Raw genomic sequence first — 25,579 nt, forward strand, 5'->3', positions numbered from 1 at the left:
CGCGGCAGGCCGGATGAGGCGGCCGGTCAGTCGCGTTCGAGCCACTCGGCCGCGCTGAGCCGCTGTCCCCGGCGCAGCATGTCGGCCGGCCCTGCGGGCAGGTTCTCAGCCGGTGTTCCGGCGAGTGTCTCGGCGATGACGCGGGCCCTGGTGATGACGTCGGCGTCATCAAGCACCCGGAGCAGCCGCAGGGAGCTGCGTGACCCCGACTGTTCCGCGCCGAGTACGTCGCCTTCCCGACGCTGTGCCAGGTCGAGTTCGGCCAGGACGAAGCCGTCCCGGGTCGCCGCGACGTCACGCAGGCGCTGGGCGGCAGGTGTCCGCGGATCGGTGGCGCTCAGCAGCAGGCAGATGCCCGGGTACCCGCCACGGCCGATGCGTCCGCGCAGCTGGTGCAGCTGACTGACCCCGAAACGGTCGGCGTCCAGGACGACCATGGCGCTGGCATTGGGCACGTCGACGCCCACCTCGATGATGGTGGTCGTCACGAGGACGTCGATCTCGCCTGCGATGAAGGACGCCATCGTCGCCGCCTTGGCCTCGTTGCCCTGCCGCCCGTGCAGGAGCCCCAGCCGCAGGCCCGCCAGTTCGTTGCCGGCGAGCCTGGCGTAGGTCTCCTCGGCGCCGGCGGTCTCCGGCGCGTCCTCAGCCCCGGCCGATGCTGGCCCGTCTGAGCCACCGATGCGCGGGCAGACGACGAAGCCCTGGCGGCCGGCCCGGACCTCCTCGCGCAGCCGCGCCCAGACCCTGCCCGTCCAGGTCGGGTGCTCCGCGGTGAGGACCGCCGTGGTCTGCACGTCGGCGCGACCGCCGGGAAGGTCCTGGAGGGTGGAGACCTCGAGGTCGCCGAAGACGGTCATGGCGACCGACCTGGGGATCGGTGTCGCGGTGAGCACGAGTTCGTGGGGGCGCAGCCTGCTGCCGGCGGTCAGCCTGGCCCGCTGTTCGACGCCGAAGCGGTGCTGCTCGTCGATGACGACGAGACCGAGCCCCGCGAAGCGGACGTCGTCTCCGAGCAGGGCGTGCGTGCCGACGACGATGCCCGCCTCGCCCGAGGCGATCCGGTCGAGGATCTCCCGGCGCCTGGCGGTGGGCACCGAGCCGGTGAGCAGTTCGACGCGGGTGGCGTGCTCGGGGGCTGCGAGGGTGCCGCCGGCGGCGAGGTCGCCCATGAGGGAGTCGACGGTGGCCGCGTGCTGGGTGGCGAGCACCTCCGTGGGGGCCAGCAGGACGGCCTGGCGCCCGGCGTCGACGGCGGCGAGCATGGCGCGCAGGGCGACGACGGTCTTCCCGGAGCCGACCTCGCCCTGCAGCAGTCGCTGCATGGGCCGTTCGGAGGCCATGTCGGCTCCGATCTCGGCGCTGACCCGCTGCTGGGCGTCGGTGAGTTCGAAGGGGAGCCGGGCGTCGAAGGCCGCCAGGAGGCCGTCTGTCCGGGGGACGACGGCGGCCGCCTCGTGCGTGGCGGCCTCACGGCGCCGGTAGGCCATGGTGAGCTGCAGGCCGAGTGCCTCGTCGAACTTGAGGCGGCGCATGCCGGACTCGACGTCCTGCCTGCTGCGGGGCTGGTGGACCATGGTGAAGGCCTCGAGCAGGCCGGGCAGCTCCTCGCCGGAGCGGATCTGCTCGGGCAGCGGGTCGTCGATGCCGGTGAGCATGTCGAGGCCCATGGCGACGCATTCGGCGATCTGCCAGGTCGGCAGGGCGGCCCGCGCCGGGTAGATGCCGATCACCTCGCCCCGGCTGACGACCTGGGCCATCTGGGTCTTCTTCTCGTCGGCGGCCCCGACGATGCGGCCGTCGCCGTCGAGCATGACGAAGTCGGGATGGCTCATCTGCAGCTCGCCCCGGAACTCGCCGATCTTGCCGACGAAGATGCCCCTGACCCCCATCGAGAGCTGGCGGCGCCAGTAGTCGACGAGGTGTTTCTTCCCGAAGAAGATGAGTTTGAGCTGCCCCCGCCCGTCCGTGAGCACCGCCTCGAGGCGCCAGCGCCGGGCGTCGCCCTTGAACGGCTGGGCGCCGACAAACTCGACCCCGGCCAGGACGGCGGCCCGCTCCCCCGGCAGGAGCGCGCTCAGGTCGCTGCGCTGGGTGCCGTAGAGGTAGTCGCGGGGCGTGTAGTGCATGAGGTCGTCGAGGGTGCGCACGCCGACCGCGGCGAGGGCCTTCGCCGTCCGCGCGCCGAACACCCCCGACAGCGGCTCGGACAGCCGCCGGTAGGCCCGGGTGCGGAACGGGCTCGCCACCTGGCCGGGACGTGCTCCCCGGCCTGCTGTTCTGGTCCCACTCACCACGTGTCCGAGACTAGCGGGGCGGGCGGACAGTTCCCGGCGCCGACCTGGCCCGCGCCGTCAGGCGACGGCGGACAGGACGAAGGGCCCGCTCATTAGAGCGGGCCCTTCGCAGAACCTGGGACTCAGCGGCTGACCTTGCCGGCCTTCAGGCAGGAAGTGCAGACGTTCAGGCGCTTCGACGTGCCGTTGACGACGGCACGGACGCGCTGGATGTTGGGATTCCAACGACGATTCGTCTTCTTCTTCGACCACGGCACGTTGTGCCCGAAGCCGGGGCCCTTGCCGCAGATCTCGCACACGGCAGCCATGGCGACTCCTTGACCTCTTCGATGACAGTGAACTGCACCCGCGGGGGCGCAACTTGGTGATCATATCCCGCCGGGAAGGCGTTCCCCAAATCCCGCCGGGCCGGGCTCAGACGGCGATGACGACCGGGACGATCATCGGACGGCGACGGTAGGTGCTGGACACCCACTGGCCGACCGTCCGGCGAACCACCTGCTGAAGGCGGTGTTCGTCGTCGACGCCCTCGGCGAGCGCCGCGTCGAGCGCCGCGGCGATCTTCGTCGTCACGTCGTCGAAGACGGTGGGGGCCTCGAGGAAGCCACGCGCCGAGACGTCCGGGCCGGCCACGACCTCGCCCTTGCGCAGGTCGACGGCGGCGACGATGGAGATGAAACCCTCCTCGCCGAGGATGCGCCGGTCGGTCAGGCTCGACTCGGAGACGTCGCCGACTGTCGAGCCGTCGACGAAGATGTACGAGGCGTCGACGCGGCCGACCGGCTTTGCGACCCCGTCGCGCAGGTCGACGACGTCGCCGTCGTGGGCGACGATGGCGCGTTCGCGCGGCACACCGGTGGCGACGGCCAGTTCGGCATTGGCGACGAGGTGGCGCTCCTCGCCGTGGATGGGCATCACGTTGCCGGGCTGGACGATGTTGTACAGGTAGAGCAGCTCCCCGGAGGCCGAGTGGCCCGAGACGTGCACGAAGGCGTTGCCGCGGTGCACGACCCTGGCCCCGAGCCGGGTCAGGCCGTTGACGACGCGGTAGACGGAGTTCTCGTTGCCGGGGATGAGGGAGCTGGCGAACAGCACGGTGTCGCCGGGGTTGATGCCGATGACCGGGTGGTCCCGGTTGGCGATCCGGCTCAGCGCCGCCAGGGGCTCGCCCTGCGAGCCCGTGCAGACCACCACGACCCTGTCGTCGGGGTAGTCGTTGAGCTGGGACAGCTCGATGAGGATGTCTCCGGGCACGTGCAGATAGCCGAGATCGCGGGCGACCGCCATGTTGCGGACCATGGAGCGCCCGACGTAGCAGACCTTCCGGCCGTGCCGGGCCGCCAGGTCGAGGATCTCCTGGACGCGGTGGACGTGGGAGGCGAAGCAGGCCACGACGAGTTTGCCGGTGGCCTCGGCGAAGACGCGTTCGAGGTTCGGCAGGATGTCGCGTTCCAGCGGCGTGAACCCCTTGACCTCGGCGTTCGTCGAGTCGGCCATGACCAGGTCGATGCCCTCGGCGCCGGCGCGGGCGAATCCGCGCAGGTCGGTGATCCGCCCGTCGAGGGGCAGCTGGTCCATCTTGAAGTCGCCGGTGTGCAGGACGGAACCGGCCGAGGTGCGGACGACCACGGCCAGGGCGTCCGGGATCGAGTGCGTGACGGCGAAGAACTCGAGCCCGAACTCGTCGACGTCGACCCGCTCGCCCTCGGCGACGGTGTGCAGCACGGCATCGCGCAGGCGGTGCTCCCGCAGCTTGGCCTCGACGAAGGCCAGGGTCAGGCGGCTCCCGTAGACGGGGATGTCCTGGCGCTGGCGCAGCAGATAGGGCACGCCGCCGATGTGGTCCTCGTGGCCGTGAGTGAGCACCAGGGCCACCACGTCGTCGAGGCGGTCGGCGAGGTAGTCCAGGCCGGGCAGGATGAGGTCGACGCCCGGCTGGCTCTCCTCGGGGAAGAGCACGCCGCAGTCGACGATGAGGATCTTCCCGTTGAGCTCGAAGCAGGTCATGTTGCGCCCCACGTCGCCCAGGCCGCCGAGCGGGATGACACGCAGGGTGTCGGGGTCCAGTGCGGGAGGAGTCTTCGAACCGTCATGTGTCACGGGCTCAGCCTAGCGGTGCCGGCCGGCTGGGGCCGCCCGCGCCGCGGCCGTAGGCTGTGAACCGTGAGCGAGCACCCGCACGACGACGCCGCCCGGCGTCACGCCCATGGCCCGGAGCCGGGTTTCGCCCGGCTCGCCATGGCGGACGAGGCCGAACGCATCGCCGAGCTTCAGGCCGGGGCCTGGGCCAGGGCCGGGCTCGCCGCGCAGCTGCCCGATCCGGCCGCCATGTCCGCCGCGTGGCTGTCGGCGATCGTCGCTCCCCCGCTGGCGACCTACCGGGTGCTCGTCGCGACGGCCCAGGACCACCGGACGGTGCTCGGCTTCGCCGCCATCGGCCCCAGCGAGGACCCGGATGCCGACCCGACCGACGCGGTCGTCGGCGAGTTCGTCATCGGGCGGACCGGACGCGGGCACGGCTCGCGTCTGCTGAACGCCGTCGTCGACACGCTGAGGGCCGACGGCTTCGAACGCGCCACCTGGTGGGTGCCCACCACCGACGACGACCTGCGCGCCTTTCTCACCGGTTCCGGATGGGCCCCGGACGGCGCGCACCGCGAGATCGGCCCCGAGGACGGTTCGACGAGCCTGCGCCAGGTGCGTCTGCACACCGCCATCTGAGGGCGACGACCGAGGACCGCGAGGTGGGCCGCGGCGCCGGTCATGGCTGTGGCCATCACCGCAACGCGGTGTTGCATTCAGTTGCGAACTGCTGCTTCTCGTGTTGCCTAATGTCCGGACATGTGTGCTAACGTCGTTCAGCGTTGTCCGAGAACACCGCACATGTGATTCACCACGGCGCGATGTCCCCGGATCGAGACCACTGGCCCGCCGAGCGGCGGGCCGTTCTCCCGAGCAGCACGTCGCCGCCGTCTGCGCGGCCCTGGGCGAGTCGCTGTTCACCAAGCACACCGTCGCGCACCGGATCCGCACCGGGGCCATGCCCCGGGATCCGGTGCGCCCTCGCGTGTGACAAGCACGAAGAAAGAGTTGTTCGTCGAATGTCCTCCCGCAAGAGCCGCAGCGTTGGTGCGGTGATCTTCGTCGTGGCCTACACGACCTTCCTCGCCACGTTCAACGAGACCTTCCTGAACGTGGCACTGACCCCGATGATGACCGACCTGGGTGTCGGCTCGGGCACCATCCAGTGGGTCACGACCGCTTACATGCTGGCCGCAGCGATCATGGTGCCGGTCACCGGTTTCCTGTACCGCTCGGTGCGCACCCACGGCCTGCTCATGCTCGCCCTGAGCCTGCTGCTGGCCGGTACCGTCGTCGGCGCCATCGCCCCGAGCTTCGTAGTCGTCCTCGCGGCCCGCGTCGTGCAGGCGCTGGGCACCGGCATGATCGTGCCCATCGGCATGAACCTGACGCTGGCCGTCTCGCCGCGCGAGAAGCTCGGCACCAACATGGGCATCGTCTCGGCGATGACCACCCTCGGGCCGGCCTTCGGCCCGATCATCGCCGGCTCGATCCTGCAGTTCGGCAACTGGCACACGCTCTTCGTCTGCTTCGCCGCGCTCATCGCCGTGGCCTGGGCGATCGCCTTCGTCAGCGTCGGCGACGAGGCGGAGCTCACCAGGCCGAGGCTCGACACCCTGTCGACCACGCTCATCTCGCTCGCCCTCATCGGCATGCTGTACGGCATCTCGACGATCTTCGCCGGGCCCGTCGGCGTCGCCGTCGCCTGCCTGGTCGCCGGCGTCGTCGCCCTGGCCGCCTTCGTGGTCCGTCAGGGCCGGATCGCCGAGCCCCTCATCGACCTGCGCCCGTTCGGCAACAGGGGCTTCACCCTCGGCCTGTGCGTCATCTTCCTGTCGCTCATGATCGTGTTCTCGATGAACATCCTGCTGCCGATGTTCATGCAGAGCGCCCTGGGCTTCTCGGCCTTCGGCGCGGCCCTCACGCTGCTGCCCGCCTGCATCCTGTCGTGCATCCTGGCGCCGGTCGCCGGCAGGCTGTACGACCGTCATGGCCTGCGCGTCTCGCTGCCGATCGCCCTGGTGGTCGTCACCGTCTTCACCATCGCCCTGTCGATGCTCGGTGAGGGCGCGAGCTCCTGGCAGATCATGGCCTGCTACGCGCCGGTCATCGCGGGGACGGCCTTCACGATGGGCCCGGCCCAGACCTTCGCGCTGGCCAGCCTCGAGAAGCCGATGTACTCCCACGGCACGACGATCGTCTCGACCGCCTTCCAGGTGGCCGGCTGCATCGGCTCCTCGCTGTTCATGGGCGTCCTGTCCGGCGTCCAGGCCGGCCGGCTGTCTGGCGGCGCCTCGATGGCCTCGGCCACCGCTGCCGGTTTCCACGTCGCGGCTCTGGTCGCGGTGGGTGTCGCGGCCGCGGCGCTGGTGCTGTCGTTCGCGCTCGCCCGGATCGAGCACTCGCGCCGCAAGGAGCTGCTCACCCTCGTCGAGCCACAGCCCGAGCGCGAGCGCATCGACGCCGACGAGGCCGAGCACATCGTCATCGACTGACCTCGGCACCGGCCCCGCGCCATCTGGCATGACGCAGGCCCCGGTCCCCCACCAGGGGGCCGGGGCCTGCTCGCGTCCCCGGCGTCGAGGGCGCGGGGCCATGGGCGCCCGCGCCGAGCAGCCGACGAGTCCCCCGCCGGCACGAGGCGGACTCCTTGTCGAAGACCGGCGACGGCGACACGGATGGACAAGCCCTGCTGGCATGGACCGGGCACCATGTAGCAGGGCTTCCTGCCCTTGGTGCGGGGACAGGTCCCGCCGGACAGCGCGAGCCAGTTCCTCGGGTCCGTTCGGGCCGGGGTCGTAACCACACGTGCCCCCGCCGGCTGCTGCCGGGCGGGGGCACGTGGATTCGGCGAGTGGCGCGGGCCGCGCTCAGCGGATGATCAGGGCAGCAACGCCGTGACGGCGTCCACGAGCTGGTCGTGCACCGAGGTGTTGCCGGGCAGGTCGGTGCCGAAGATGTCCTCGATGCCCATGAGGTTCTCGACGATGCCCAGGGCGTCCTTCGAACCGCGGACGGCGGCCAGCCGGTCGGCCATCGGGTCGTCGATGGGCAGGGGCAGGCCGTTGGCCTCGGGGGTGGCGACGTAGGCCATCCACGCGGCGACGCCGGTGATGGCGTGGGCCGGGTTGCGTCCGGCGGCCAGGTTGTCGCGGATCGTGCTGAGCAGGCGCAGCGGGATCTTCTGCGAGCCGTCCATGGCGATCTGGGTGGTCTTGTGGGCCAGGGCCGGGTTGGAGAAGCGCTTGAGCACCTCGGCGCCGTAGGCGGGCAGGTCCTCGCCGGGCGGGCACTCCAGCACGGGGATGACGTCCTCGGTGATGAGTCCGGCGGCGAGCTCGGCGAGCTCGGGGTCGGCCATGGTGCGGGTGATCGTCGGGTAGCCGCGCAGGGCCCCGGCGTAGGCGAGCGTGGAGTGCGTGCCGTTGAGGATCCGCAGCTTCATGTTCTCGAAGGGCTCGACGTCGTCGGTGAGCTGGGCGCCGGCCTTCTCCCAGGCCGGGCGCTCGGCGACGAAGTCGTCCTCGATGACCCACTGCTTGAACAGTTCGGCGGTGACCAGGCCCTCGTCGTGCAGTCCGAGGATCTGCTCGCCCAGGGCCCAGTCGGCGTCGGTGGTTGCCGGGGCGATGCGGTCGACCATGGTGCAAGGGAAGGTGACCTTCGAGGCGATCCAGGCGGTGAGGTCGTCGTCGCCGAGCGCGGCGCAGAAGTCGTCGACGAGGCGTTTGAGGACGCGGCCGTTGCTCGCGAGGTTGTCGCAGCAGACGACGGTGATGGGTTCGGCGCCGGCGCGCTGGCGGGCCTGCAGGCCGCGGACGAGCCGGCCGACGGCGCTGACCGGTTCGCCGCCGGCCAGGTCGGCGGCGACGGCCGGGTCGGCCAGGTCGAGGCCGCCCTGGCCGTTGCGGCGGTAGCCCTTCTCGGTGACGGTCAGCGTGATGACCCGGGTGGCGGGGTCGACGATGCGGGCCATGAGCTCGGCGTTCTGCTCGGCGGGGAAGAGCACCTCGCGCACCTGGCCGACGACGCGCACCCCGGTGTGGTCGACAGCGCGTTCGAGCACGCCGTAGAGCCCGTCCTGCCCGGCAAGCTGGCGCTTGACCGTGTCGGAGCGCTGGGTGACGCCGCAGATGCCCCAGCGGTCGTCGCCGGTGGCGGCGAAGGCGTCCTGGGTGTAGACCGCCTGGTGGGCGCGGTGGAAGGCGCCGATACCCATGTGCACGATGCCGGTGCGCTGGGTGTCCCAGCCGCTCGGCGGCAGGGTGACCCCGTCGGTGTGGGCGGCTGGCAGTGTTGCCTTGGAGAGTCGTTCCATCACGTCCTCATCTTTCTGGACCGCGTCGGATCATGTGGCCGTCATCGAACCGCGCACGACCGCAGCGGCCGTGCTGCAATGTCTTCCCCGATGATGGTGCACCCACGTCCCACCGCCCCATGCGCTGCCATCGGTTGCCACGGGGCGTCCGGATGGGCCGGCCGGGGCGAGGAGATCCTCCTCCCGGCCAGGTCAGGCCCTCACCTGGCTCGCGGGTGCGCGCTCGCATAGACCTCACGCAGGTGCTGGGCGGTGACCTCGGTGTAGATCTGGGTGGTCGTCACCGAGGCGTGGCCGAGCAGTTCCTGGACGACGCGCACGTCGGCGCCGCCCTCGAGCAGGTGAGTGGCGAAGGAGTGGCGCAGGGAGTGCGGGCCGATCTGCTCGGTGATGCCGGCCGCCCGGGCCCGGGTCTGCAGGATCTCCCAGGCGCTCTGACGGCTGAGCCTGGCCCCGCGGGTGTTGAGCAGCAGCGCCGGGGTCGCCTGGCGGGCCCTGGCGGCCAGGGCGGGGCGCCCGCGCACCAGCCAGGCGTCGACGGCCTGCCGGGCGTAGCCGCCCAGCGGCACGATGCGCTGCTTGTTGCCCTTGCCGACGACCCGCAGCCCGGCGTCCGGGTCGTCGAGCACGCGGGTGAGGTCGTCGACGTCCCAGGCCAGTGCCTCGCTGATGCGCGCCCCGGTGCCGTACAGGAGTTCCAGCAGCGCGGCGTCGCGCAGGCCGACGGGGGTCTCGCGCTCGACGGCGTCGATGAGGGCGGCGACCTGCTCGGTGGTGAGGGTGCGCGGCAGCCGCCTGCCGGGCTTGGGCGGGCGGATGGCCGACGAGACGTCCTCGGCGACCAAGCCCTCGGTGGCGGCGAAGCCGTGCAGGCTGCGCACGGCCACGACGGCGCGGGCCACGCTCGACGGCGCCAGCGGCCGGTGCTCCTCGTCGCCGGCGGACAGGTGCTGCTCGTAGTCGGCGAGCACGGCGGCGCTCACCTGCGCGGGCCCGCCGATCCCGCGGGCCTGCAGGTAGTCGGTGTAGCGGCTCAGGTCGCGGCGGTAGGCGGCGATGGTGTTGGCCGACAGGCCGCGCTCCACGGTGAGGTGGTCGAGGTAGCCCTCGACCCAGTCCCGCAGCGCGTCGGCCCCGGTGGCCTCAGCCAAGTTCGTCGATCTCCGCGTCGCGGGCGGCCTGGTTGTCGCGCGCCGGCCACGGCGCGTCGGCCGGGCGCAGCGAGTCGAGACGGTCCTGGGCGATGGCGAGGGCCAGCGCGAGGGTGCCGTAGATCATCGACGGGTTGTGGACCCGGCCGGCGTAGACGTCCTCGACGAGTTCGTCGAGGGGTTTCCAGCTGATCCCCATGTCGATCTCCTCGGCCTCGACGACGAAGCCGTCGGGTCGGGGGACCCGGTGCAGGCCGCGGGCCAGGTAGATGCGGATGGACTCCTGCAGGCCGCCCGGGGACGTGAACGGGTCGACGAGCACCCGCCAGTCGTCGGCGGACAGCATGGCCTCCTCCGCCAGTTCCCGCCTGGCAGCGGCCAGCGGGTCCTCGTCGGCCACGTCGAGCAGGCCGGCAGGCGGCTCGACGAGCCGGGCCGCCACCGGGTGCCGGTACTGGTGCACGACGGCGACGCGCCGGCGCTCGTCGAGCGCCATGATGGCGACGGCGCCGGGGTGGGTGACCCACTGGCGTCGCATCGTGCTGCCGTCTGGCAGGCGCACCTCGTCCTCGACGAAGGAGCAGACCCGTCCGACGGCCTGCACCTCGTGGCTGAGGATCGGCCAGTGCTCCGCCCCGTCGACCAGCCCGCTCACTGCTGCTCCCCCGTCTCGGGGGCCGTGCGGTGGGTGGCCCGGTGGCGTTCGATGGCGGCCTGGACGAGGCCGGCGAACAGCGGGTTCGCGCTGGTCGGGCGCGAGGTGAACTCGGGGTGGGCCTGGGTGGCCACGAAGAAGGGATGCTGGTCGGCGGGCAGTTCGATGAACTCCACGAGGTTGCGGTCCGGGGACAGGCCCGAGAAGACGATGCCTGCCTTCTCCAGCTGCTCGCGGTAGGCGTTGTTCACCTCGTAGCGGTGCCGGTGGCGTTCGGAGACCTTCGTCGTGCCGTACAGCCCGGCGACGATCGAGCCCGGCTCCAGTTCGGCGGGGTAGGCGCCGAGCCGCATCGAGCCGCCCATGTCGCCCTCGCCCGAGACGATGGAGCGCTGCTCGGCCATCGTGGCGATGACCGGGTCGGGGGTGTCGGGGTCGAACTCGCTGGAGGCGGCGCCGGTGATGCCGGCGACGTCGCGGGCCACCTCGATGACCATGCACTGCAGGCCGAGGCACAGGCCGAGGATCGGGATCTTCTTCTCGCGGGCGAACCTGATGGCCCCGAGCTTGCCCTCGACGCCGCGGATGCCGAAGCCGCCGGGGATGACGACCCCGTCGACGTCGCCGAGCTTGTCGGCCGCCCCCTCGTCGGTCTCGCAGTCGTCGGAGGCGACCCAGCGGATCCGCACCCGGGCCCAGTTGGCGAAGCCGCCGGCCCGGATGGCCTCGACGACGGACAGGTAGGCGTCGGGCAGGTCGATGTACTTGCCGACCAGCGCGATGGTGACCTCCTCGCTGGGGCGGTTGACGCGGGCCAGCAGGTCGTCCCACGAGGTCCAGTCCACGTCGTGGAAGGGCAGGTTGAGGATGCGCACGACGTAGGCGTCCAGGCCCTCGTGGTGGAGCACCTTCGGGATGGCGTAGATGCTGGGGGCGTCGGGGCAGGCCACGACGCCGCCGGTGTCGACGTCGCAGCTGAAGGCGATCTTGCGCTTGATGGCCTCGGGCAGGTCCATCGCGGAGCGGCAGACGAGGGCGTCGGGCTGGATGCCGACGCTGCGCAGCGCGGCGACCGAGTGCTGGGTCGGCTTGGTCTTCAGCTCGTGGCTCGGGCCGATGTAGGGCACGAGCGAGACGTGGATGTAGAAGGTGTTCTCACGGCCGATGTCGTGGCGGACCTGGCGGGCCGCCTCGAGGAAGGGCTGGGACTCGATGTCGCCGACGGTGCCGCCGATCTCGTGGATCACGACGTCGTCGCCCGGCTGCGCGACGTCCAGCATGCGGCGCTTGATCTCGTCGGTGATGTGCGGGATGACCTGCACGCACTCGCCCAGGTAGTCGCCGCGGCGCTCCTTGGCGATGACCGCCGAGTACACCTGCCCGGTCGTCACATTGGCGCGGGCCGACAGGGAGCGCCCCAGGAAACGCTCGTAGTGGCCGATGTCGAGGTCGGTCTCGGCGCCGTCGTCGGTGACGAAGACCTCGCCGTGCTGGAACGGGTTCATCGTCCCGGGGTCGACGTTGAGGTACGGGTCGAGTTTCTGCATCGTCACGGACAGCCCGCGCGCCACGAGAAGACTGCCGAGGCTGGAGGCCGTCAGGCCCTTGCCGAGAGAGGAGGCGACGCCTCCGGTAACGAAGATGTGCTTTGTCTGCTTGGCGTTCCCCACGGGCCTCCAGCATAGGCGACGACGGGGCGGTTGCCCACGTGGGGCTCCCTCCCGGGCGGGGCGCCTCAGCCCCGGGCGGCCTGAGAGAGCAGCTCGCGGGCGTGTCGCAGCGCGGTGTCCGAGACCGTCCCGGCCATGAGCCGGGCGATCTCGGCCTCGCGGTCGGCGCCCTCGACGCGGTGCACGTCGGAGCTGGTGACCTGGCCGTCCGTCGACTTGGCGACCACCAGGTGCGTGTCGGCGAAGGCGGCCACCTGCGCGAGGTGGGTGACGACGATGACCTGCGAGTGGGCCGCCAGGCGTTTGAGCCGACGTCCGATCTCGAGGGCGACCTGGCCGCCGACGCCGGCGTCGACCTCGTCGAAGACGAAGGTGTGTCCCTGCGCGCCACCGGCCAGTACCACCTCGAGGGCCAGGCGGACGCGTGAGAGCTCACCGCCGGAGGCCACCCTGGCGAGCGGCGCCGGGGCGGTACCGGGGTTGGCGCTGAACAGCAGGCGAACCTGGTCGCCGCCGTGCGGGCCGAGTTCGGGCAGCCGCTCGATGTCGAACATCAGGCGCGCGTGCGGCATCGCCAGGGCGGCGAGTTCGGCGCCGGCGGCCTCGGCGAGGGCGGCGGCCGCCTCGGCGCGCAGCGCGTGGATCCGGTCGGCCCGGGCGGTGAGCGCGGCGTCGAGGTCGGCGCGTCGGGCGCGCAGCTGCTCGATGCGTTCGTCGTCGCCCGACAGGTCGGCCAGGCGTTCGCCGGCCTCGGCGGCCCAGGCGAGCACCTCGTCGGCGTCGGCGCCGTACTTGCGGGTGAGGGCCGCCAGGGCGGCCCGGCGCGCGGTGATGGCCTCGAGCTGTCCGGGGTCGGCGTCGAGGTCGGCCAGGTAACCGGCCAGGTCGACGGCCGCCTCCTGGACGAGGACGGCGAGCTGGTCGAGCTGGGCGGCCAGCGGTTCGGCCTGGGTGTCGGTGTCGGCCATGCGGCGCACCTGCCGGCGCGCCTCGCCGACGAGCCCGAGCGCACCGGGGTCGTCGGTGTCGCCGTCGGCGGCGCCGGCCAGGGCGTGGCCGGCGCTCTCGGCGAGCATGCGCAGGTCGTCGAGCCCCTGAAGGCGGTCGGCCTGGGCGGCGAGCCGGGCGTCCTCGCCCGGCTGGGGGTCGACGGCCGAGATCTCGTCGAGGCCGAAGGCGAGCATGTCACGTTCCTGGGCGCGCTCGCGGGCGTGCCGGACGCGCTCGTCGAGTTCGGCGATCACCCGCCGGCGTTCCTCGAAGGCCGCGCGGTAGTCCTGGAGCTGCTGGGCCAGTTCGGCGCCGCCGGCCGCGTCGAGCACCTCGCGCTGGCGTTCGGGGGTGCCGAGGCGGACCTGCTCGGACTGCCCGTGGATGGTGGCGAGCTCGCCGGTGATCTGGCCGACGACGCCGAGGGGCGCGGGGATCCCGCCCAGCCATGTCCGGGAGCGTCCGGTACCACCCGAGACCCTGCGGGCGACGATGAGTTCCCCGTCGTCGGTCTCGGCCCCGAGCTCGCCGAGCCGGTCGGCGACGGGCCCGATGCCGGTGAAGACGCCTTCGACCTGCGCGCGGTCGGCGCCGCGCCGCACGATCCCCGCCGTGGCGCGTTCGCCGAGCAGCAGGCCGAGGCCTGTGACGATCATCGTCTTGCCGGCGCCGGTCTCGCCGGTGACGGCGGTGAGGCCGGGGGCCGGCTCGATCTCGGAGGCACCGATGACGCCGAGCGATGAGATGCGCAGACTGGTGAGCACGTCAGCCCCCCTGGCGTCTGGGCGCGCGCCAGCCCTCGACGTCGAGCCCGAACTTCCTGACGAGCCGGGTGGTGAAGGGCTGCTCGGACAGGCGGGCGATCTGCAGGTCCTGCGGGTAGCGTTCGACGACGATCGAGTAGCCGGGCCGCAGCTCGAAGCTGCGTCGCCCGTCGCACCAGACGATGGCCGAGGACGTCAGGTCGCCCAGGAGCTGGAGCTCCACCTGTGAGCTCGGGGCGACGACGCAGGCCTGCGAGAACAGGGCGTGAGCGGCGATCGGGACGACCTCGAAGGCCTCGGTGTTCGGCCAGATGACCGGGCCGCCGGCGCTGAAGCCGTACGCTGTGGAACCGGACGCGGAGGCGACGAGCACGCCGTCGCAGGCCCACCGTGACAGCGGCCGCCCGTCGATGAGGACCATGAGGTCGGCCATCCTGCGCCGCGAGGCCTTCTCGGTGCTGACCTCGTTGACGGCGAAGGAGGTCCACACCGCGGTGCCCTCGGTGTCGAAGACGCGTACTCGCAACGTGAGGCGCTTCTCGATCACGTAGTCGCGGGCGGCGACCTTCTCGATGAGCTCGCCGATCTCGGAGGCCTCGAGCTCGGCGAGGAAACCGACGTGGCCGAGGTTCACGCCGAGCAGCGGGATGCCGCGCGGCAGCGCCCACTCGGAGGCTCGCAGGATGGAGCCGTCCCCGCCGAAGACGGCGATGAGTTCGACCTTCGAGTCGATGGACAGCGGGTCGATGCGCACGTCGGGCAGCTGGGCGCGCACGTCGTCGAGATGGGTGGCCTCGACCATGCATTCGATGCCGTGCCGGTGCATCCCGCCGATGAACTCGACCGCGCTGGTGACCGCCTCCTGGCGGGTCGGATGGATGACGACGGCGACACGACGAGTTTCTTCCACGCCGGCAAGCCTAGCGACCGCTGCTGTCGGCCCCGGGGTGTTTCGTCGTCCGCACCCGGGTCAGCGGGCGCGGCGCAGGCCGATGAAGAACTCGATCGTGCCGGCGGGCCCGGGCAGCCGGCTCGGCGCCTGCCAGAAGCAGTTCCAGCCCAGCCGGGTGGCCTCGTCGAGGACCTGGTGGACGGCCCATTCGCGGTCGGCCTCGCGGGTCACCACTCCCCCGGCCCCCAGCCGCTGGCGCCCCACCTCGAACTGGGGTTTGACCAGGAGCAGCGCCGTGGCCTCGGGGGTGAGGACGTTGAGGATGGGCGCGAGGACGAGGCGCAGCGAGATGAACGAGACGTCCCCGACGGCCATGTCGACGGGTCGGGCGTCGACATGGCCGAGCGTGAGTTCGCGCAGGTTGACGCCCTGCAGGTCACGGACCCGCGGATCGGTGCGCAACTGCCGGGCGAGCTGGTCGTGGCCGACGTCGACCGCGTAGACCTGCCGTGCCCCGCGGGCCAGGAGCACCTGGGTGAACCCGCCGGTGGAGGCGCCGGCGTCGAGGACCCTGTCCGGCACCTGCACGCCGGACTCGTCGAGGGCACCGAGGAGTTTGTGGGCGGCCCGGGAGACCCACGGGTCGGTCTCGACGTGGATCTGGTCGTCGGGGCCGACCGGCGTCGACGTCTTCGTGACGACGGCGCCGCCGACGCGCACGCGGCCGGACCGGATCAGCTCGGTTGCCTGTGAGCGCGACCGGGCCAGGCCGCGGGCCGGGAGCGCCTGGTCGAGCCGGCTCCGGGCGGGGCCCTCGCTCATGCCTGCCCGCCGGGTCTGGGCAGCCGGCCGCGGGTGCCGTCGAGGATCTCGGTGAGGCCCTGCTGGGCGGCGGTCAGTTTCTCCAGGCGTTCGCCGACGGGCAGGGCGTCGAGGTCGCCCAGCTCGGCGAGCACCTCGTCGACGAGCCGGTTCCCGGTCGCCGGGGGCTGCCGGTCGGCGGCGCTCCCGGGTTCGGGCGCCCCGTCGCTCTGGTCGGCGGGGGTGTTCTTCGGGAGCTCACTCATGGCGCCGAGCCTAGGCCACGCGGCGGGAGGGGCTCAAAGGCCGGTGGGGTCCGGCTGCCGGTCAGCCGAGGCCCCGGGACCGGACGAAGGCCTCGGCCCGGTCGAGGCGCTCGGCGCCGAAGACCTGGAGCAGGTCGGCGATCTCCGCGCTGAGCGGGCGGACGAGTTCGGCCGCCCGCAGGTAGTCCGAGGCCGAGGCGGTGGCGCGGAAGAGTTCCTGCACCTGGCTGGCCGTCGTCCGGTGCAGGTGGGTGGTCAGTGTCGTGGCGGAGATCTCGGTGGCGTTGTCGGCCTCCAGCTGCCCGAGTGCGGCGGCGACGGTGAGGCGCCCCTCGCGCACGTCGGAGGCCAGCGTGACCATGCGGGTCAGGCGGGCGGCGGCGACCGGGTTCGCGATCTTGATGCGGCGGGCGTTGATGAGCTGGGAGAGCATGGGGGCCGAGATGCCCAGCAGCCGGGCGAGCCCGGCCTGGTTCAGCCCCAGCGTCGCCCCGCACTGGCCGAGTACGTCGGCCAGTGGCGCCCCGTAGAGGGCGGCCTGCTGGGCGCGGACCTCCTCCTGCGTGCGGACTTCCTCGGGACCGGCCATGCGGTCATCATAGCGGCAATTTGCTGCAAAGTGCAGCGGGGCGTTCGCTCGTGGCGGCGGATCTCACAGGGCCAGGATGATGGCGGCCACGATGCACAGCACGCCGCCGGCGACCACCAGGATCGGGGCGATGCGCGCCGCACCGGATCTCGTGCCGGAAGCCGAGTGGGCGGGGACGGTTGCCGGGGTCTGTGCCGCTCCCGCCGGGGGCCCGCCCATGGGCGGCATCGCCTCGGGCGCCGGGCCCGGCGGAACGGGCGCGGGAGCAGGGGGGTAGGCGGGCGCGGGCATGGGCTCCGGCGTGGGGCCCGTGACCCACTGGGCAGGCACGCCGACCTGCCGCCCCTGGTCGGATGGCGGCTCGACCTCGGCCCTGGCCGGGGGCGGGGAGTAGAACTCGTCCAGGCCGCCAGGGCTCTGGGGGCTCGGCGGGCCCGGGTCCTGGACGCCGGCCCCGATGGGGCCCTGGGGCCCCCATCCCGCCGGCAGGGGCCCGATCTGGTCGAAGACCTCGACGGGTTCACCGGTCGAGGTCTCGGGGATGACGGCCGCGAGCTCCTGCCAGGCCTGGGCGGCGCTGGGGACCCTGGCCGGGAGCTCGGCGAGCAGGTGCGCCATGACCTCCCCCAGCGGGGTGCCGGCGAACCGGGCGGGCACCCGGGCCGCCTCTTCCTGGTCGGGACGCTCCCCGGTGAGCAGTTCGATGAGAACGGTGCCCACCGCGTAGAGGTCCTGGGCGGGTTCGGGGTCGGCGCCGTAGCGTGCCTCGGGCGACATGTAGCCGGGTGTGCCGATCACCTGCGTCACCCGGGTCAGGCGGGGTTCGGCAATGGGGGCGGCGGTGCCGAAGTCGGACAGGACGATGTCGGGCACGACGCCGGGGCGCAGCAGGATGTTGGCCGGTTTCACGTCGCGGTGCACGAGCCCGGCCGAGTGGATGACGTGGAGGGCCTCGAGCAACTGGCCGATGGCCGGCAGCACCCAGGCCTGCGGCAGCGGGCCGTAGTCGCGCAGCAGGCCCGCCGCCGAACCGCCGTGCACCAGCGGCATGGCGAAGATGATGCGGTCGTCCTCTCCCGCCCAGCCGCTCGGCGCGAGGACGTGCGGGTGCTCGAAGCGCCAGCGGGCCTCGCGCATGAATCGCAGCAGCGAGGTCGAGTCGGACTGGCGGAGCACCTTCCCGGCACGGTAGCCGCCGTCCCGGTGGTCCCAGACGCGCCAGACGTCACCCATGCCACCCGTCCCGAGCAGGTCGACGAGTTCATAGCGTCCGGCGAAGATCTCTCCCATAACCGGTTCAGTATCCCATAGCGCCGGTAGGGTTGACAGGTCCTGACCCAACATGAGAGCTTTGCAATAGCAAAGTGCTATTTGCAGTTCTCTGTTGCACCCACCCGAAGGAAGAAGAATGAACCCCAGACTGCGACATCCCCTCGTCGCACTCACCGCGCTGGCGATGATCGCCGCCCCGGCGGCCACGACGCTTCCGGTGGCGGTCGCCGACCCGGGCACGACGAGCATGATGCTCGTCCTCGACGCCTCGGGTTCGATGGCGGCCGACGACGGCACCGGCACCCCCAAGATCGACTCGGCCCGCAAGTCGCTGACCTCCCTGGTTAACTCGCTGCCCACCGAGGCGAAGGTCGGCATGCGCGTGCTCGGCGCCACGGTCGAGGGCACCGAGCCGATGCCCGACGAGGCCTGCGACGACACCCAGCGGGTCGTCGACCTCGCCCAGAACAACCAGGCCGAGCTCATCTCGGCCATCGGCCACTACTCGCCCTACGGCTGGACGCCCATCCCCAAGGCGCTCGAGGAGGCCGGTAAGGACCTGGGCAATGACGGCAAGCGCTCCATCGTCCTCGTCTCGGACGGCGAGTCCACCTGCGGCGATCCCTGCCCCACCGCCGAGTCCCTGGCCTCCTCCGGCGTCGACCTGACGATCGACGTCGTGGGCCTGTCGGTCGACGCGACGACGCGCGAGCAGCTGCAGTGCATCGCCGACAAGGGCAAGGGCAAGTACTACGACGCCGACAACACCGAGGACCTCACCAAGGCCCTGCAGCAGTCGACCACCGACCGCGACGTGCGCTCCTTCGACTACGACGGCACCGCCGTCACCGGCACCTCCAACGCCGGCAGCGCCCCCGAGCTCACCCCGGGCTACTGGAAGGACACCATCCCGGCCACCGGCAACGAGTCCGACACCCTCACCCGCTACTACGTGGTGAAGCGCAGCGCCAAGCAGACCGACATCAGCGCCTCGGTACTCGTGACGAGCACGGCCCACGAGCAGGAACTCGAGTACACGAAGATCATGAGCACACAGCTGCTCACCGGTAACAAGACGTGCACGTCGGGCGACAGCGACTACGCGGGTTCGACCTACCCCGAGCCCTACTACCTCTCCGGCGCCATGGCGACCGGCCACGACTACAGCGACGACTGCAACGACGCCGAGCAGCTGATCCTCAAGGTCGACCTGGAGAACTTCGACCTCAGCAGTGACCGCACACTCCAGCTCAAGGTCGGCGAGTGGCCGCGCGTCGGTGACGTCAACGAGCAGGCCTCGGCGGCCGAGACCGCCGACGAGGGCGACTTCCAGGACACGACGGGCAAGTTCGGCGGCAGCCCCACCCAGATCACCGGCGGCAGCTCGCTCGCCTCGGCGACGGGCATCGAGCAGAACAAGCTCTACCAGGCCACCATCGTGCCCGGCGAGGTGCAGACCTTCAGCGTCCCCGTCGGTTGGGGCCAGTCGGTCTCGAGCAGCGTCAGTGTCATGCCCACCGGCGGCGAACAGGGGAAGAAACTCGACGAGCTCGACAAGAGCAACAACGAGCCGCTCATGAGTACGAACATCATCACCGGCGCGGGCAACAAGCGGGACAAGTCGACCTGCGAGGTCAGGAGCGATGGCTGCACCGCCGAGATGTCACAGCTCACCAGACCTGCGACCTATGACATGGAAAGCTCCAGTTCGAGCTCCCAGGCCGGCGCCTACACGGTGACCGTCGCCATGTCCGACGAGGAGGCCCTGGCCGGCTCGGAGTTCTCCTACCAGCTCTACGTGCAGACGGTCGGCGAGATCCTGCCGGCGCCGAACTACCAGACCTACGAGGAGTCGCTCACCGCCTCGCCGTCGCCCTCCGGCTCGTCGGCGACGGCCTCCAGCAGCGCGTCCGGCTCGTCCGGGTCCTCGCGCCACTCCCTGCTGGCCGCGGCCCTGGGCAGCGTCGGCGTGCTGCTCCTCGCCGGCGGCGGCGTCGGCATCTGGTACACCCGCCGGCACCGCTGAGCGATGCCACGCGACAACTGAACACACCTCAGACCCGAGGCCTGGCCGGCTCCTCCTCGTCGGCCAGGCCTCGCGCATGCAGGGCCTCGCCCATCGCCAGGGCACGGCCCACGGCGCCGATGACGATCGGCGTGACGAGCCGCCAGCCGGCGCGCTCGACCCCGCGCGCACGGGCGGCGTCGCGCACCTGGCGGACGCTGAGCAGCAGGCCGGGCACCGCGTTCCACATGATGGCGATGGTCAGGGCGAACTTCTCGGGTTTGGCCCCGAGGAAGCGGAACGGGCGGGCCAGGGCGGCCATGGCGTCCATGAGCACCGAGGCCGGTGTCGTGCCGGTGAGCGTGCGCGCCAGCCACAGGCACGAGAGCATGCCGGCGCAGAAGATGACGCCGTTGCGCCAGTTGAGGAAGAGACTGTCGTAGACGAGGATGAGCGCGTTCATGACGATGACGCCCAGCATCGGGTTGAGTTCGCGCGGGGGGCGCCCGGCACCGAGCACGAGGACGAGCCCGGACACGACGGCGGCCGCCACCGAGACCGGCCAGCGGCCGGCGAAGAAGGGCACGACGCCGAGTACGACGAGCAGCAGGTACTTCACCGCCACCGGCGTCCGGTGCATGAGCGAGTGGCCGGCGCGGTAGACGCCCAGGTAGTTCTCGAGCCTCACCGCCGCCCGCCCTCCTGGGCCGGCTCGGCCGTCATCTGAGCGCGGTAGCGGGCGATGATCTCGGCCGGCGGCCCGTCGGCGACAACCCGGCCGTCGTCGACGAGCAGCGCCCGGTCCATGCCGGCCGCCAGGTCCAGGTCGTGGGTGGAGCAGACGAGCTGCTGGTCCAGGGCGTCGAAGGCCCGTTCCAGGAGGATCCTGTTGCGCAGGTCGAGCAGCGTGGTCGGCTCGTCGGCGATGACGATGGACGGCTCGACGGCCAGCACCGAGGCGAGCGCGACGAGCTGGCGCTCCCCGCCCGACAGGGTGTGGACGGAACGGTTCGCCAGGTGGGCGAGGCCGTGCTCGGCGAGCACGGCCAGCGCCCGGGTCTTCCGCTCTGCGCGGCCCTTGACGCTCGCGCGCAGGCTCAGCTCGATCTCCTCCAGGGGCGTCGCCATGACCAGCTGGGCGCCGGGATCGGTGAACACGTGCCCCACTCTGCGACGCACTGCCCTGCCGTCCTCTGCCGGGTCGATGCCTTCGACGAGTACCTGCCCGGTGGTGGCCCTCACGAGCCCGTTGACGAGCTTGAGCAGGGTGGACTTGCCCGAGCCGTTGGCCCCGATGACGGCGATCCGACGTTCGGTCAGGCTCAGCGTGACGTCGCGCAGGATCTGAGTGGCCACCGAGGCGCCGTCGATGTCGTAGCCCTCGACGGTGACGCCTACCCCGCGGTACTCGATCATCCGGCCCTCACCTGCTCGCGGGCATGAGCCGCGGGAAGGCCGAGAGCACGGCGACGGCGAGCAGGGCCGCGATGAGGGCCTTGACGACGTCGAACGGCAGGAACGGGGCAGTGGCGAGCAGGGCGGGACCGAGGCTCATGCGCAGATTGGGTGAGGCCATGAACCAGGCGACGCCGAAGGCGTGGATGATGACGACGCCGACGAGCGCGGCGACGAACAGCCACGCGGTGAACGCGGCCTTCGAGGGCCTGCGCCGGGCAGCGGCGGTGCGGATCGCGCCGGAGGCGAGGGCGGCGAAGATCCAGCCGATGAGGTAGCCGCCGGTGGCGCCGATGAGCACGGCCGGGCCGGACGATCCGCCGCTGAACACGGGAAGCCCCGCGACGCCGACGAGCAGGTAGAGCAGGATGGTCGCGGCCCCCCGCGTCGCGCCGAGCACGAGCGGGGCCAGCAGGACGATGATGAGATGCAGCGCGAAGGGCACGGCACCGACCGTGAAGAGGGCCGGGATGAGGGCGAAGACGGCGATGAGGGCGGCGAAGACCGCGATGAGGGCCAAGTCGGATGCGGCGAAGCCACTGCGCCGCGCGGTGCGATTCTCAGTCCTGGTGGTCATTGCTGATGAACTCCTGCATGGTCTGGGCGCCCCACTGTGGTGACGCGCGACCGATCGTACCCGACAACCCTGAACAGTGTTCAATCGAGTTTCAGGCCATGTCCCCGCCCCGGAGGGGAACACGCGCCGCGGACCTGGATGCGCACCGTGACGCCGTCCTCGGCCCGAATGAGGCCGTCCTCGGCGCAGGTGCAGGCCATGAGCGCCTCGCGAGGGCAGTCAGTGCAGCTGGTCGAGCGCCTCGATCACTGGGCCGGGGTCAGCGCCGGACCCGCGGTCCGCGGCGCGCCAGACCAGCTGCAGCGCGGCCCAGAGCGCGTCGAGCTGGCTCTCGCGCTCAGTGCCGTGGCCGCTGATCTGCACCCGGGCGTCGTCGATCCGGGCGACTGCCGCCCCGCAGCGCGCGGTGTCGTCGCTGATCTCGACGGTGCGGGCCGGTTTCAGCAGGGCCCTGATGTCGTAGCCCACATGGGTGGGGCGCCACGAGGGATCGGCGGCGAACAGGTCCCGCATGCCGTGGGCGCCGGTGAACACGAACAGCGAGTCCATCCCGGCGTTGAAGGCGCCCTCGATGTCGGTGTCGAGCCGGTCGCCGACGAAGATCGGGTGCTCGGCGGACAGCCGGCGGACGGTCTCGCGCAGCAGGGGCGGGAACGGTTTGCCCGCCATCTCGGGCTCGGCCCCCGGCTCCAGGCAGACCCTCAGGGTGGCGATCTGGGTGCCCAGACCCGGTTCGAGTCCGAGATCGGTCGGGCGGGTCATGTCGGGGTTGGTGGCATACCAGCGGGCACCGCCCTGCACGGCGTGCGCGGCGTCGGTGACACGCGGCCAAGTCATCTCGGGATCGTAGCCCTGGATGACGGCGACCGGCCCGTCCTGGCTGCTCCACACCGGGGTGAGCCCGACGGCTTCGATCTCGGCGGCCAGCGCCGGGGTGCCGCAGATGAGCACCTTGGCCGCTGGCGGCAGTGCCTCGGCGAGCATGCGCGCCGAGGCCTGGGCGCTCGTCACGACGTCGGCGAGCCCGCAGTCGATGCCCAGTCTCGTCAGGTGGTCGGCGACGGTCTGGGGGGTGCGCGCGGCGTTGTTGGTGACGAAACCCACGGTGACGCCCTCGGCTCGCAGCCCCTCGACCCCCTCCGGCGCGCCCTCGACGGATCGCGGGCCTAGGTAGATGACGCCGTCCAGGTCGAAAAGCGCCGCGTCGTACCGGCCGCACAGCATGTCCCTGGTCACTCGTCCTCCTCGGTCTCGTCAGTCTGGAGATCCTGCGGCTCGGGCACGGTCTCGATCTCAACGGTGGCGGGGCCGGCCTCGGGTTCGGCTGCTGCCTTGGGCTCGTCGGGGGTGCCCCCAGCGTCCCATCCTGCTACCGGGGCACCCGCACCACCCGGTGCCTCATCGGCCAACCCCGGTTCCGGCTCCACGGGGACGTCGGAGTGGAACGTGATGGCGCCCTCGGGCAGCTCATCGCCATCTGCATCTGCCTCGCCGTCCGCCGGCTCCTGCTCGGGTTCGGGCTCCTGCTCCTCGACGTAGAGGTCCTCGTCGGTCTCGTCGATCGAGGCCCGGAAGTCGTCGGGTACCTCGGCCCCCAGGCTCTCCAGGCGCTCGGCGATGTCGAGGCTGTGCGCCTTGTCGAGCCGTCCCGCCGCCATGAACCACGTGATGGCGCCGCCGGTGTCCCCGCCGGCGGCGAGCAGGTCCGCGTAGGCGTACCGGAGTCTGGCCTGCGATGCGGCCTTGCCGATCTTGCTCTCGATGGCGCTGCGGAGCACGCGGAGGGCCTCGTCGTCTTGGCCCATGTCGTGTCGCAGCCCCGCCTCGACGAGGATCAGTTCGACGCGCTGGGTGACGCCCAGACGCGCCTCGTGGCCCTGGCGGATGGTGCGCAGCGCGTGGTCATGGCGGCCGATGGCCCGCTCGCAGTCTGCGATGACGGGCAGGTACTCGTCGTTGCCGGTCATGCGGGCCACGGCACGGTATTCGGTGAGTGCGGTCGCGTAGTCCTCCGCCGCGTAGGCGGTCTCAGCCGCCGCCTCGCGGACGATGGGCAGCCTGGCGGCCCGACGCCGGGCCGCCTGGGCGTGCCGGTTGGCCAGCTCCGGGTCCTCCTCGATCAGCTCGCCGGCGGCGATGAGATGGGCCATCACCTCACGGGCGAGCTCCTTCGGCAGACCACGGAGCTCGGCGCGCACTGGCGCCGACAGCAGACGGTCGTCGAAGTCGAGGCTGACCTCCGGTTCGTCCGCGGGACGCTCCAGCCCGGGGGCAGGCACCCGGGCGTCCTGGCGCGCACGCGCATCGTCATGCCCGCTGTCACGACGGCCGTCCCACTGCCGACGGTCGGAACGAGCCCCCCGCCGGTCGGTGCGGGCATTGTCGCCCCGGTCACGGCCGGTGCCCCACTGCCTGCGGCCAGAGCGTTCACCGCGTTCGTCCCCATGCCGGTCGGTGCGGCCGTTGCCGCCCCGGTCACGACCGGTGCCCCACTGCCTGCGGCCAGAGCGCTCACCGCGTTCGTCCCCATGCCGGTCGGTGCGGCCGTTGCCGCCCCGGTCACGACCGCTGCCCCACTGCCTGCGGCCAGAGCGGCCATCACGGTCATCTGCACGACGGTCGCGTCGACCGTCGTCGTGCCAGGAACGGTCTCCCCGGCCGCGGCCGTCCGAGCTGTTGGAGAACTCTCGTTTCCCGCCCCGGTCGGCTCCGTCGCGCGGCCGGCCATCGTCGTACCAGCGACGGTCGCCCCGGTCACGGCCACCGCGCTGGCCGCTGTCCCGCTCGTCACGACGACGGTCGTCACGGCGCGAGTCATCGCGGCGGTTCCCACCACGCTGGGTCCAACCATCGCGAGTGCGCCCTCCTCGCTCCGCTCGGCGATCGTCACCGGCCCAGCGACGCTCTGTGCGCCCAGGACGGCGATCGCCCCAGGCGCTCCGTTCGCCGCGCTCCTGACGGTCGTTCCAGCCGCCGCGGTTCTCGCGGCGTTCGCCCGCATCCCAGCGGCGCCCCGTGCTCTCGCCGGCCCGGTTCTGGCTGGGGCGCCGTCCACGGTCGGACCAGGAGACGGGGCCTCGACGCTCTCGCCGGCCCTCACCCGCACCTGTCGCACGGCCTCGATCGTTGCTGTACCGGCTGTCCCAGCCGTTGGCACCCTCGCGGGCTGAACCCGTACCGCTCTCACGGCTGTCCCAGCCGGCACGCCGGGAATCGCGGCCCCCACGCGGTGCTGAGCCATCGCGGCTCCGGCCTGTGCCGGCCCCGCGGCCACGCCATGTGTCGCGTCCGTTGGAGCGCCGATCGGAGGAACGCTCCCCCCGGCCGGTCTGAGGCCGGGTGCGTCGGCCGTCTCGCCCTCGGGAGGGGCCTCGCGAGCCCGAGTGATCCGATGAATTGTCCATGATTCCGTCCTACTCCGGCTGCGATACGACGCTATTGATGAGTGAAGAGTCAATGATGATTGAGAAGGGCGGCCGTCACCGCCTCGGGCAAGCTTACCTGCTCGCCGGCCGCCCGTGAGAATGGACCGGTCAGAGACCCGCTGGTGTGCACGTGCCGGTCTTGCCCGTGTTGGTTCTCAGCAGGCCCGCCGAGACCCACCCCGGCTACTGCGCTGAGGACGCGGACACCGTCTTTCGCGTCGGCCCCATCAAGCAGTGTCCCGTGGCCGAACAGTGCCCCGTGTTAAATGGTGGTGTCCCCGGCCAGCATGTGGCCGGGGACACTCGTTGTGGAATGTGTGCGGCGGTTTCCTACTCTCCCACACGCTCCCGCGTGCAGTACCATCGGCGC

22 protein-coding genes are annotated in these 25,579 nt (G+C 71.7%); 4 read left to right on the forward strand and 18 right to left on the reverse strand.

The genetic code is table 11. The annotated features are described in order from the left end of the window. Positions 1–26: 26 nt before the first annotated feature. The 3 genes from PROPJV5_RS10630 to PROPJV5_RS10640 all read right to left on the reverse strand — a co-directional run bounded on the left by PROPJV5_RS10630 (position 27) and on the right by PROPJV5_RS10640 (position 4,397). Positions 27–2,294 (reverse strand): ATP-dependent DNA helicase RecG, encoded by a 2,268-nt coding sequence (locus PROPJV5_RS10630; protein ID WP_239018477.1) that lies wholly within the window; start codon positions 2,292–2,294, stop codon positions 27–29. 125 nt (positions 2,295–2,419) lie between these two features. Beyond that, the gene (rpmB, locus tag PROPJV5_RS10635; RefSeq protein ID WP_119716328.1) at positions 2,420–2,605 is read right to left on the reverse strand and encodes a 50S ribosomal protein L28; all 186 of its coding nucleotides are present in this window, start codon (positions 2,603–2,605) and stop codon (positions 2,420–2,422) included. A gap of 106 nt (positions 2,606–2,711) precedes the next feature. Continuing rightward, positions 2,712–4,397 (reverse strand): ribonuclease J, encoded by a 1,686-nt coding sequence (locus PROPJV5_RS10640; protein WP_119716329.1) that lies wholly within the window; start codon positions 4,395–4,397, stop codon positions 2,712–2,714. A 63-nt stretch (positions 4,398–4,460) separates the two neighbouring features. Here PROPJV5_RS10640 and PROPJV5_RS10645 point away from each other — a divergent pair, with 63 nt between their 5' ends. Beyond that, positions 4,461–5,018 carry a GNAT family N-acetyltransferase gene (locus PROPJV5_RS10645; protein ID WP_239018478.1) on the forward strand — a complete coding sequence of 186 codons (558 nt, stop codon included), beginning with the start codon at positions 4,461–4,463 and terminating at the stop codon, positions 5,016–5,018. Positions 5,019–5,398: 380 nt separating this feature from the next. Continuing rightward, a complete protein-coding gene (locus PROPJV5_RS10650; protein WP_182858692.1) occupies positions 5,399–6,874 on the forward strand; it encodes an MFS transporter in 1,476 nt (491 codons plus the stop codon). A 386-nt stretch (positions 6,875–7,260) separates the two neighbouring features. On the opposite strand, the gene PROPJV5_RS10655 is transcribed toward PROPJV5_RS10650, so the two are convergent. The 10 genes from PROPJV5_RS10655 to PROPJV5_RS10700 all read right to left on the reverse strand — a co-directional run bounded on the left by PROPJV5_RS10655 (position 7,261) and on the right by PROPJV5_RS10700 (position 17,765). Beyond that, on the reverse strand, positions 7,261–8,697 hold the full coding sequence (locus PROPJV5_RS10655; RefSeq protein ID WP_119716331.1) for a mannitol dehydrogenase family protein: 1,437 nt from the start codon (positions 8,695–8,697) through the stop codon (positions 7,261–7,263). 200 nt (positions 8,698–8,897) lie between these two features. Beyond that, positions 8,898–9,821, reverse strand: coding sequence for a site-specific tyrosine recombinase XerD (gene xerD, locus PROPJV5_RS10660; RefSeq protein WP_239018480.1), 924 nt, complete (start codon positions 9,819–9,821; stop codon positions 8,898–8,900). A gap of 19 nt (positions 9,822–9,840) precedes the next feature. Beyond that, positions 9,841–10,503 (reverse strand): NUDIX domain-containing protein, encoded by a 663-nt coding sequence (locus tag PROPJV5_RS10665; protein WP_119716333.1) that lies wholly within the window; start codon positions 10,501–10,503, stop codon positions 9,841–9,843. Further along, positions 10,500–12,173 (reverse strand): CTP synthase, encoded by a 1,674-nt coding sequence (locus PROPJV5_RS10670; protein ID WP_119716334.1) that lies wholly within the window; start codon positions 12,171–12,173, stop codon positions 10,500–10,502. The genes PROPJV5_RS10665 and PROPJV5_RS10670 overlap by 4 nt, the downstream gene beginning before the upstream one ends. A gap of 65 nt (positions 12,174–12,238) precedes the next feature. After that, positions 12,239–13,927 carry a DNA repair protein RecN gene (recN, locus tag PROPJV5_RS10675; RefSeq protein WP_119716335.1) on the reverse strand — a complete coding sequence of 563 codons (1,689 nt, stop codon included), beginning with the start codon at positions 13,925–13,927 and terminating at the stop codon, positions 12,239–12,241. A 1-nt stretch (position 13,928) separates the two neighbouring features. Then, on the reverse strand, positions 13,929–14,837 hold the full coding sequence (locus PROPJV5_RS10680; protein ID WP_119716336.1) for an NAD kinase: 909 nt from the start codon (positions 14,835–14,837) through the stop codon (positions 13,929–13,931). A 60-nt stretch (positions 14,838–14,897) separates the two neighbouring features. Next, positions 14,898–15,641 carry a TlyA family RNA methyltransferase gene (locus PROPJV5_RS10685; RefSeq protein ID WP_119716337.1) on the reverse strand — a complete coding sequence of 248 codons (744 nt, stop codon included), beginning with the start codon at positions 15,639–15,641 and terminating at the stop codon, positions 14,898–14,900. Then, positions 15,638–15,886 (reverse strand): hypothetical protein, encoded by a 249-nt coding sequence (locus PROPJV5_RS10690; protein ID WP_119716338.1) that lies wholly within the window; start codon positions 15,884–15,886, stop codon positions 15,638–15,640. Before PROPJV5_RS10690 ends, PROPJV5_RS10685 begins: the two co-directional genes overlap by 4 nt. 61 nt (positions 15,887–15,947) lie before the next feature. Next, the gene (locus PROPJV5_RS10695) at positions 15,948–16,475 is read right to left on the reverse strand and encodes a DNA-binding protein (protein ID WP_119716339.1); all 528 of its coding nucleotides are present in this window, start codon (positions 16,473–16,475) and stop codon (positions 15,948–15,950) included. 63 nt (positions 16,476–16,538) lie between these two features. Continuing rightward, positions 16,539–17,765 (reverse strand): serine/threonine-protein kinase, encoded by a 1,227-nt coding sequence (locus tag PROPJV5_RS10700; RefSeq protein WP_119716340.1) that lies wholly within the window; start codon positions 17,763–17,765, stop codon positions 16,539–16,541. Positions 17,766–17,883: 118 nt separating this feature from the next. On the opposite strand from PROPJV5_RS10700, the gene PROPJV5_RS10705 reads away from it, so the two are divergent. Next, entirely contained in the window at positions 17,884–19,773 is a 1,890-nt protein-coding gene (locus PROPJV5_RS10705; protein ID WP_119716341.1) for a vWA domain-containing protein, read from the forward strand. 28 nt (positions 19,774–19,801) lie between these two features. On the opposite strand, the gene PROPJV5_RS10710 is transcribed toward PROPJV5_RS10705, so the two are convergent. From PROPJV5_RS10710 to PROPJV5_RS10730, 5 genes are all read right to left on the reverse strand, one after another. After that, complete coding sequence (locus PROPJV5_RS10710; RefSeq protein WP_119716358.1) at positions 19,802–20,392, reverse strand: CbiQ family ECF transporter T component; 591 nt, start codon at positions 20,390–20,392, stop codon at positions 19,802–19,804. A gap of 44 nt (positions 20,393–20,436) precedes the next feature. After that, positions 20,437–21,168: an energy-coupling factor ABC transporter ATP-binding protein gene (locus PROPJV5_RS10715; RefSeq protein ID WP_119716342.1), complete on the reverse strand. Its 732-nt coding sequence runs from the start codon at positions 21,166–21,168 to the stop codon at positions 20,437–20,439. A 7-nt stretch (positions 21,169–21,175) separates the two neighbouring features. After that, positions 21,176–21,784, reverse strand: a complete 609-nt coding sequence (locus tag PROPJV5_RS10720) for a biotin transporter BioY (RefSeq protein ID WP_119716343.1) — start codon at positions 21,782–21,784, stop codon at positions 21,176–21,178. Positions 21,785–22,003: 219 nt separating this feature from the next. Beyond that, a complete protein-coding gene (locus PROPJV5_RS10725; RefSeq protein WP_119716359.1) occupies positions 22,004–23,008 on the reverse strand; it encodes an HAD-IIA family hydrolase in 1,005 nt (334 codons plus the stop codon). Positions 23,009–23,016: 8 nt separating this feature from the next. Then, positions 23,017–24,063 (reverse strand): hypothetical protein, encoded by a 1,047-nt coding sequence (locus tag PROPJV5_RS10730; RefSeq protein WP_182858693.1) that lies wholly within the window; start codon positions 24,061–24,063, stop codon positions 23,017–23,019. A gap of 30 nt (positions 24,064–24,093) precedes the next feature. On the opposite strand from PROPJV5_RS10730, the gene PROPJV5_RS12585 reads away from it, so the two are divergent. Then, the gene (locus tag PROPJV5_RS12585; RefSeq protein WP_220474417.1) at positions 24,094–24,954 is read left to right on the forward strand and encodes a hypothetical protein; all 861 of its coding nucleotides are present in this window, start codon (positions 24,094–24,096) and stop codon (positions 24,952–24,954) included. Positions 24,955–25,579: the final 625 nt, after the last annotated feature.

This window comes from Propionibacterium ruminifibrarum (assembly GCF_900289195.1).
Taxonomy (GTDB): Bacteria; Actinomycetota; Actinomycetes; order Propionibacteriales; family Propionibacteriaceae; genus Propionibacterium; species Propionibacterium ruminifibrarum.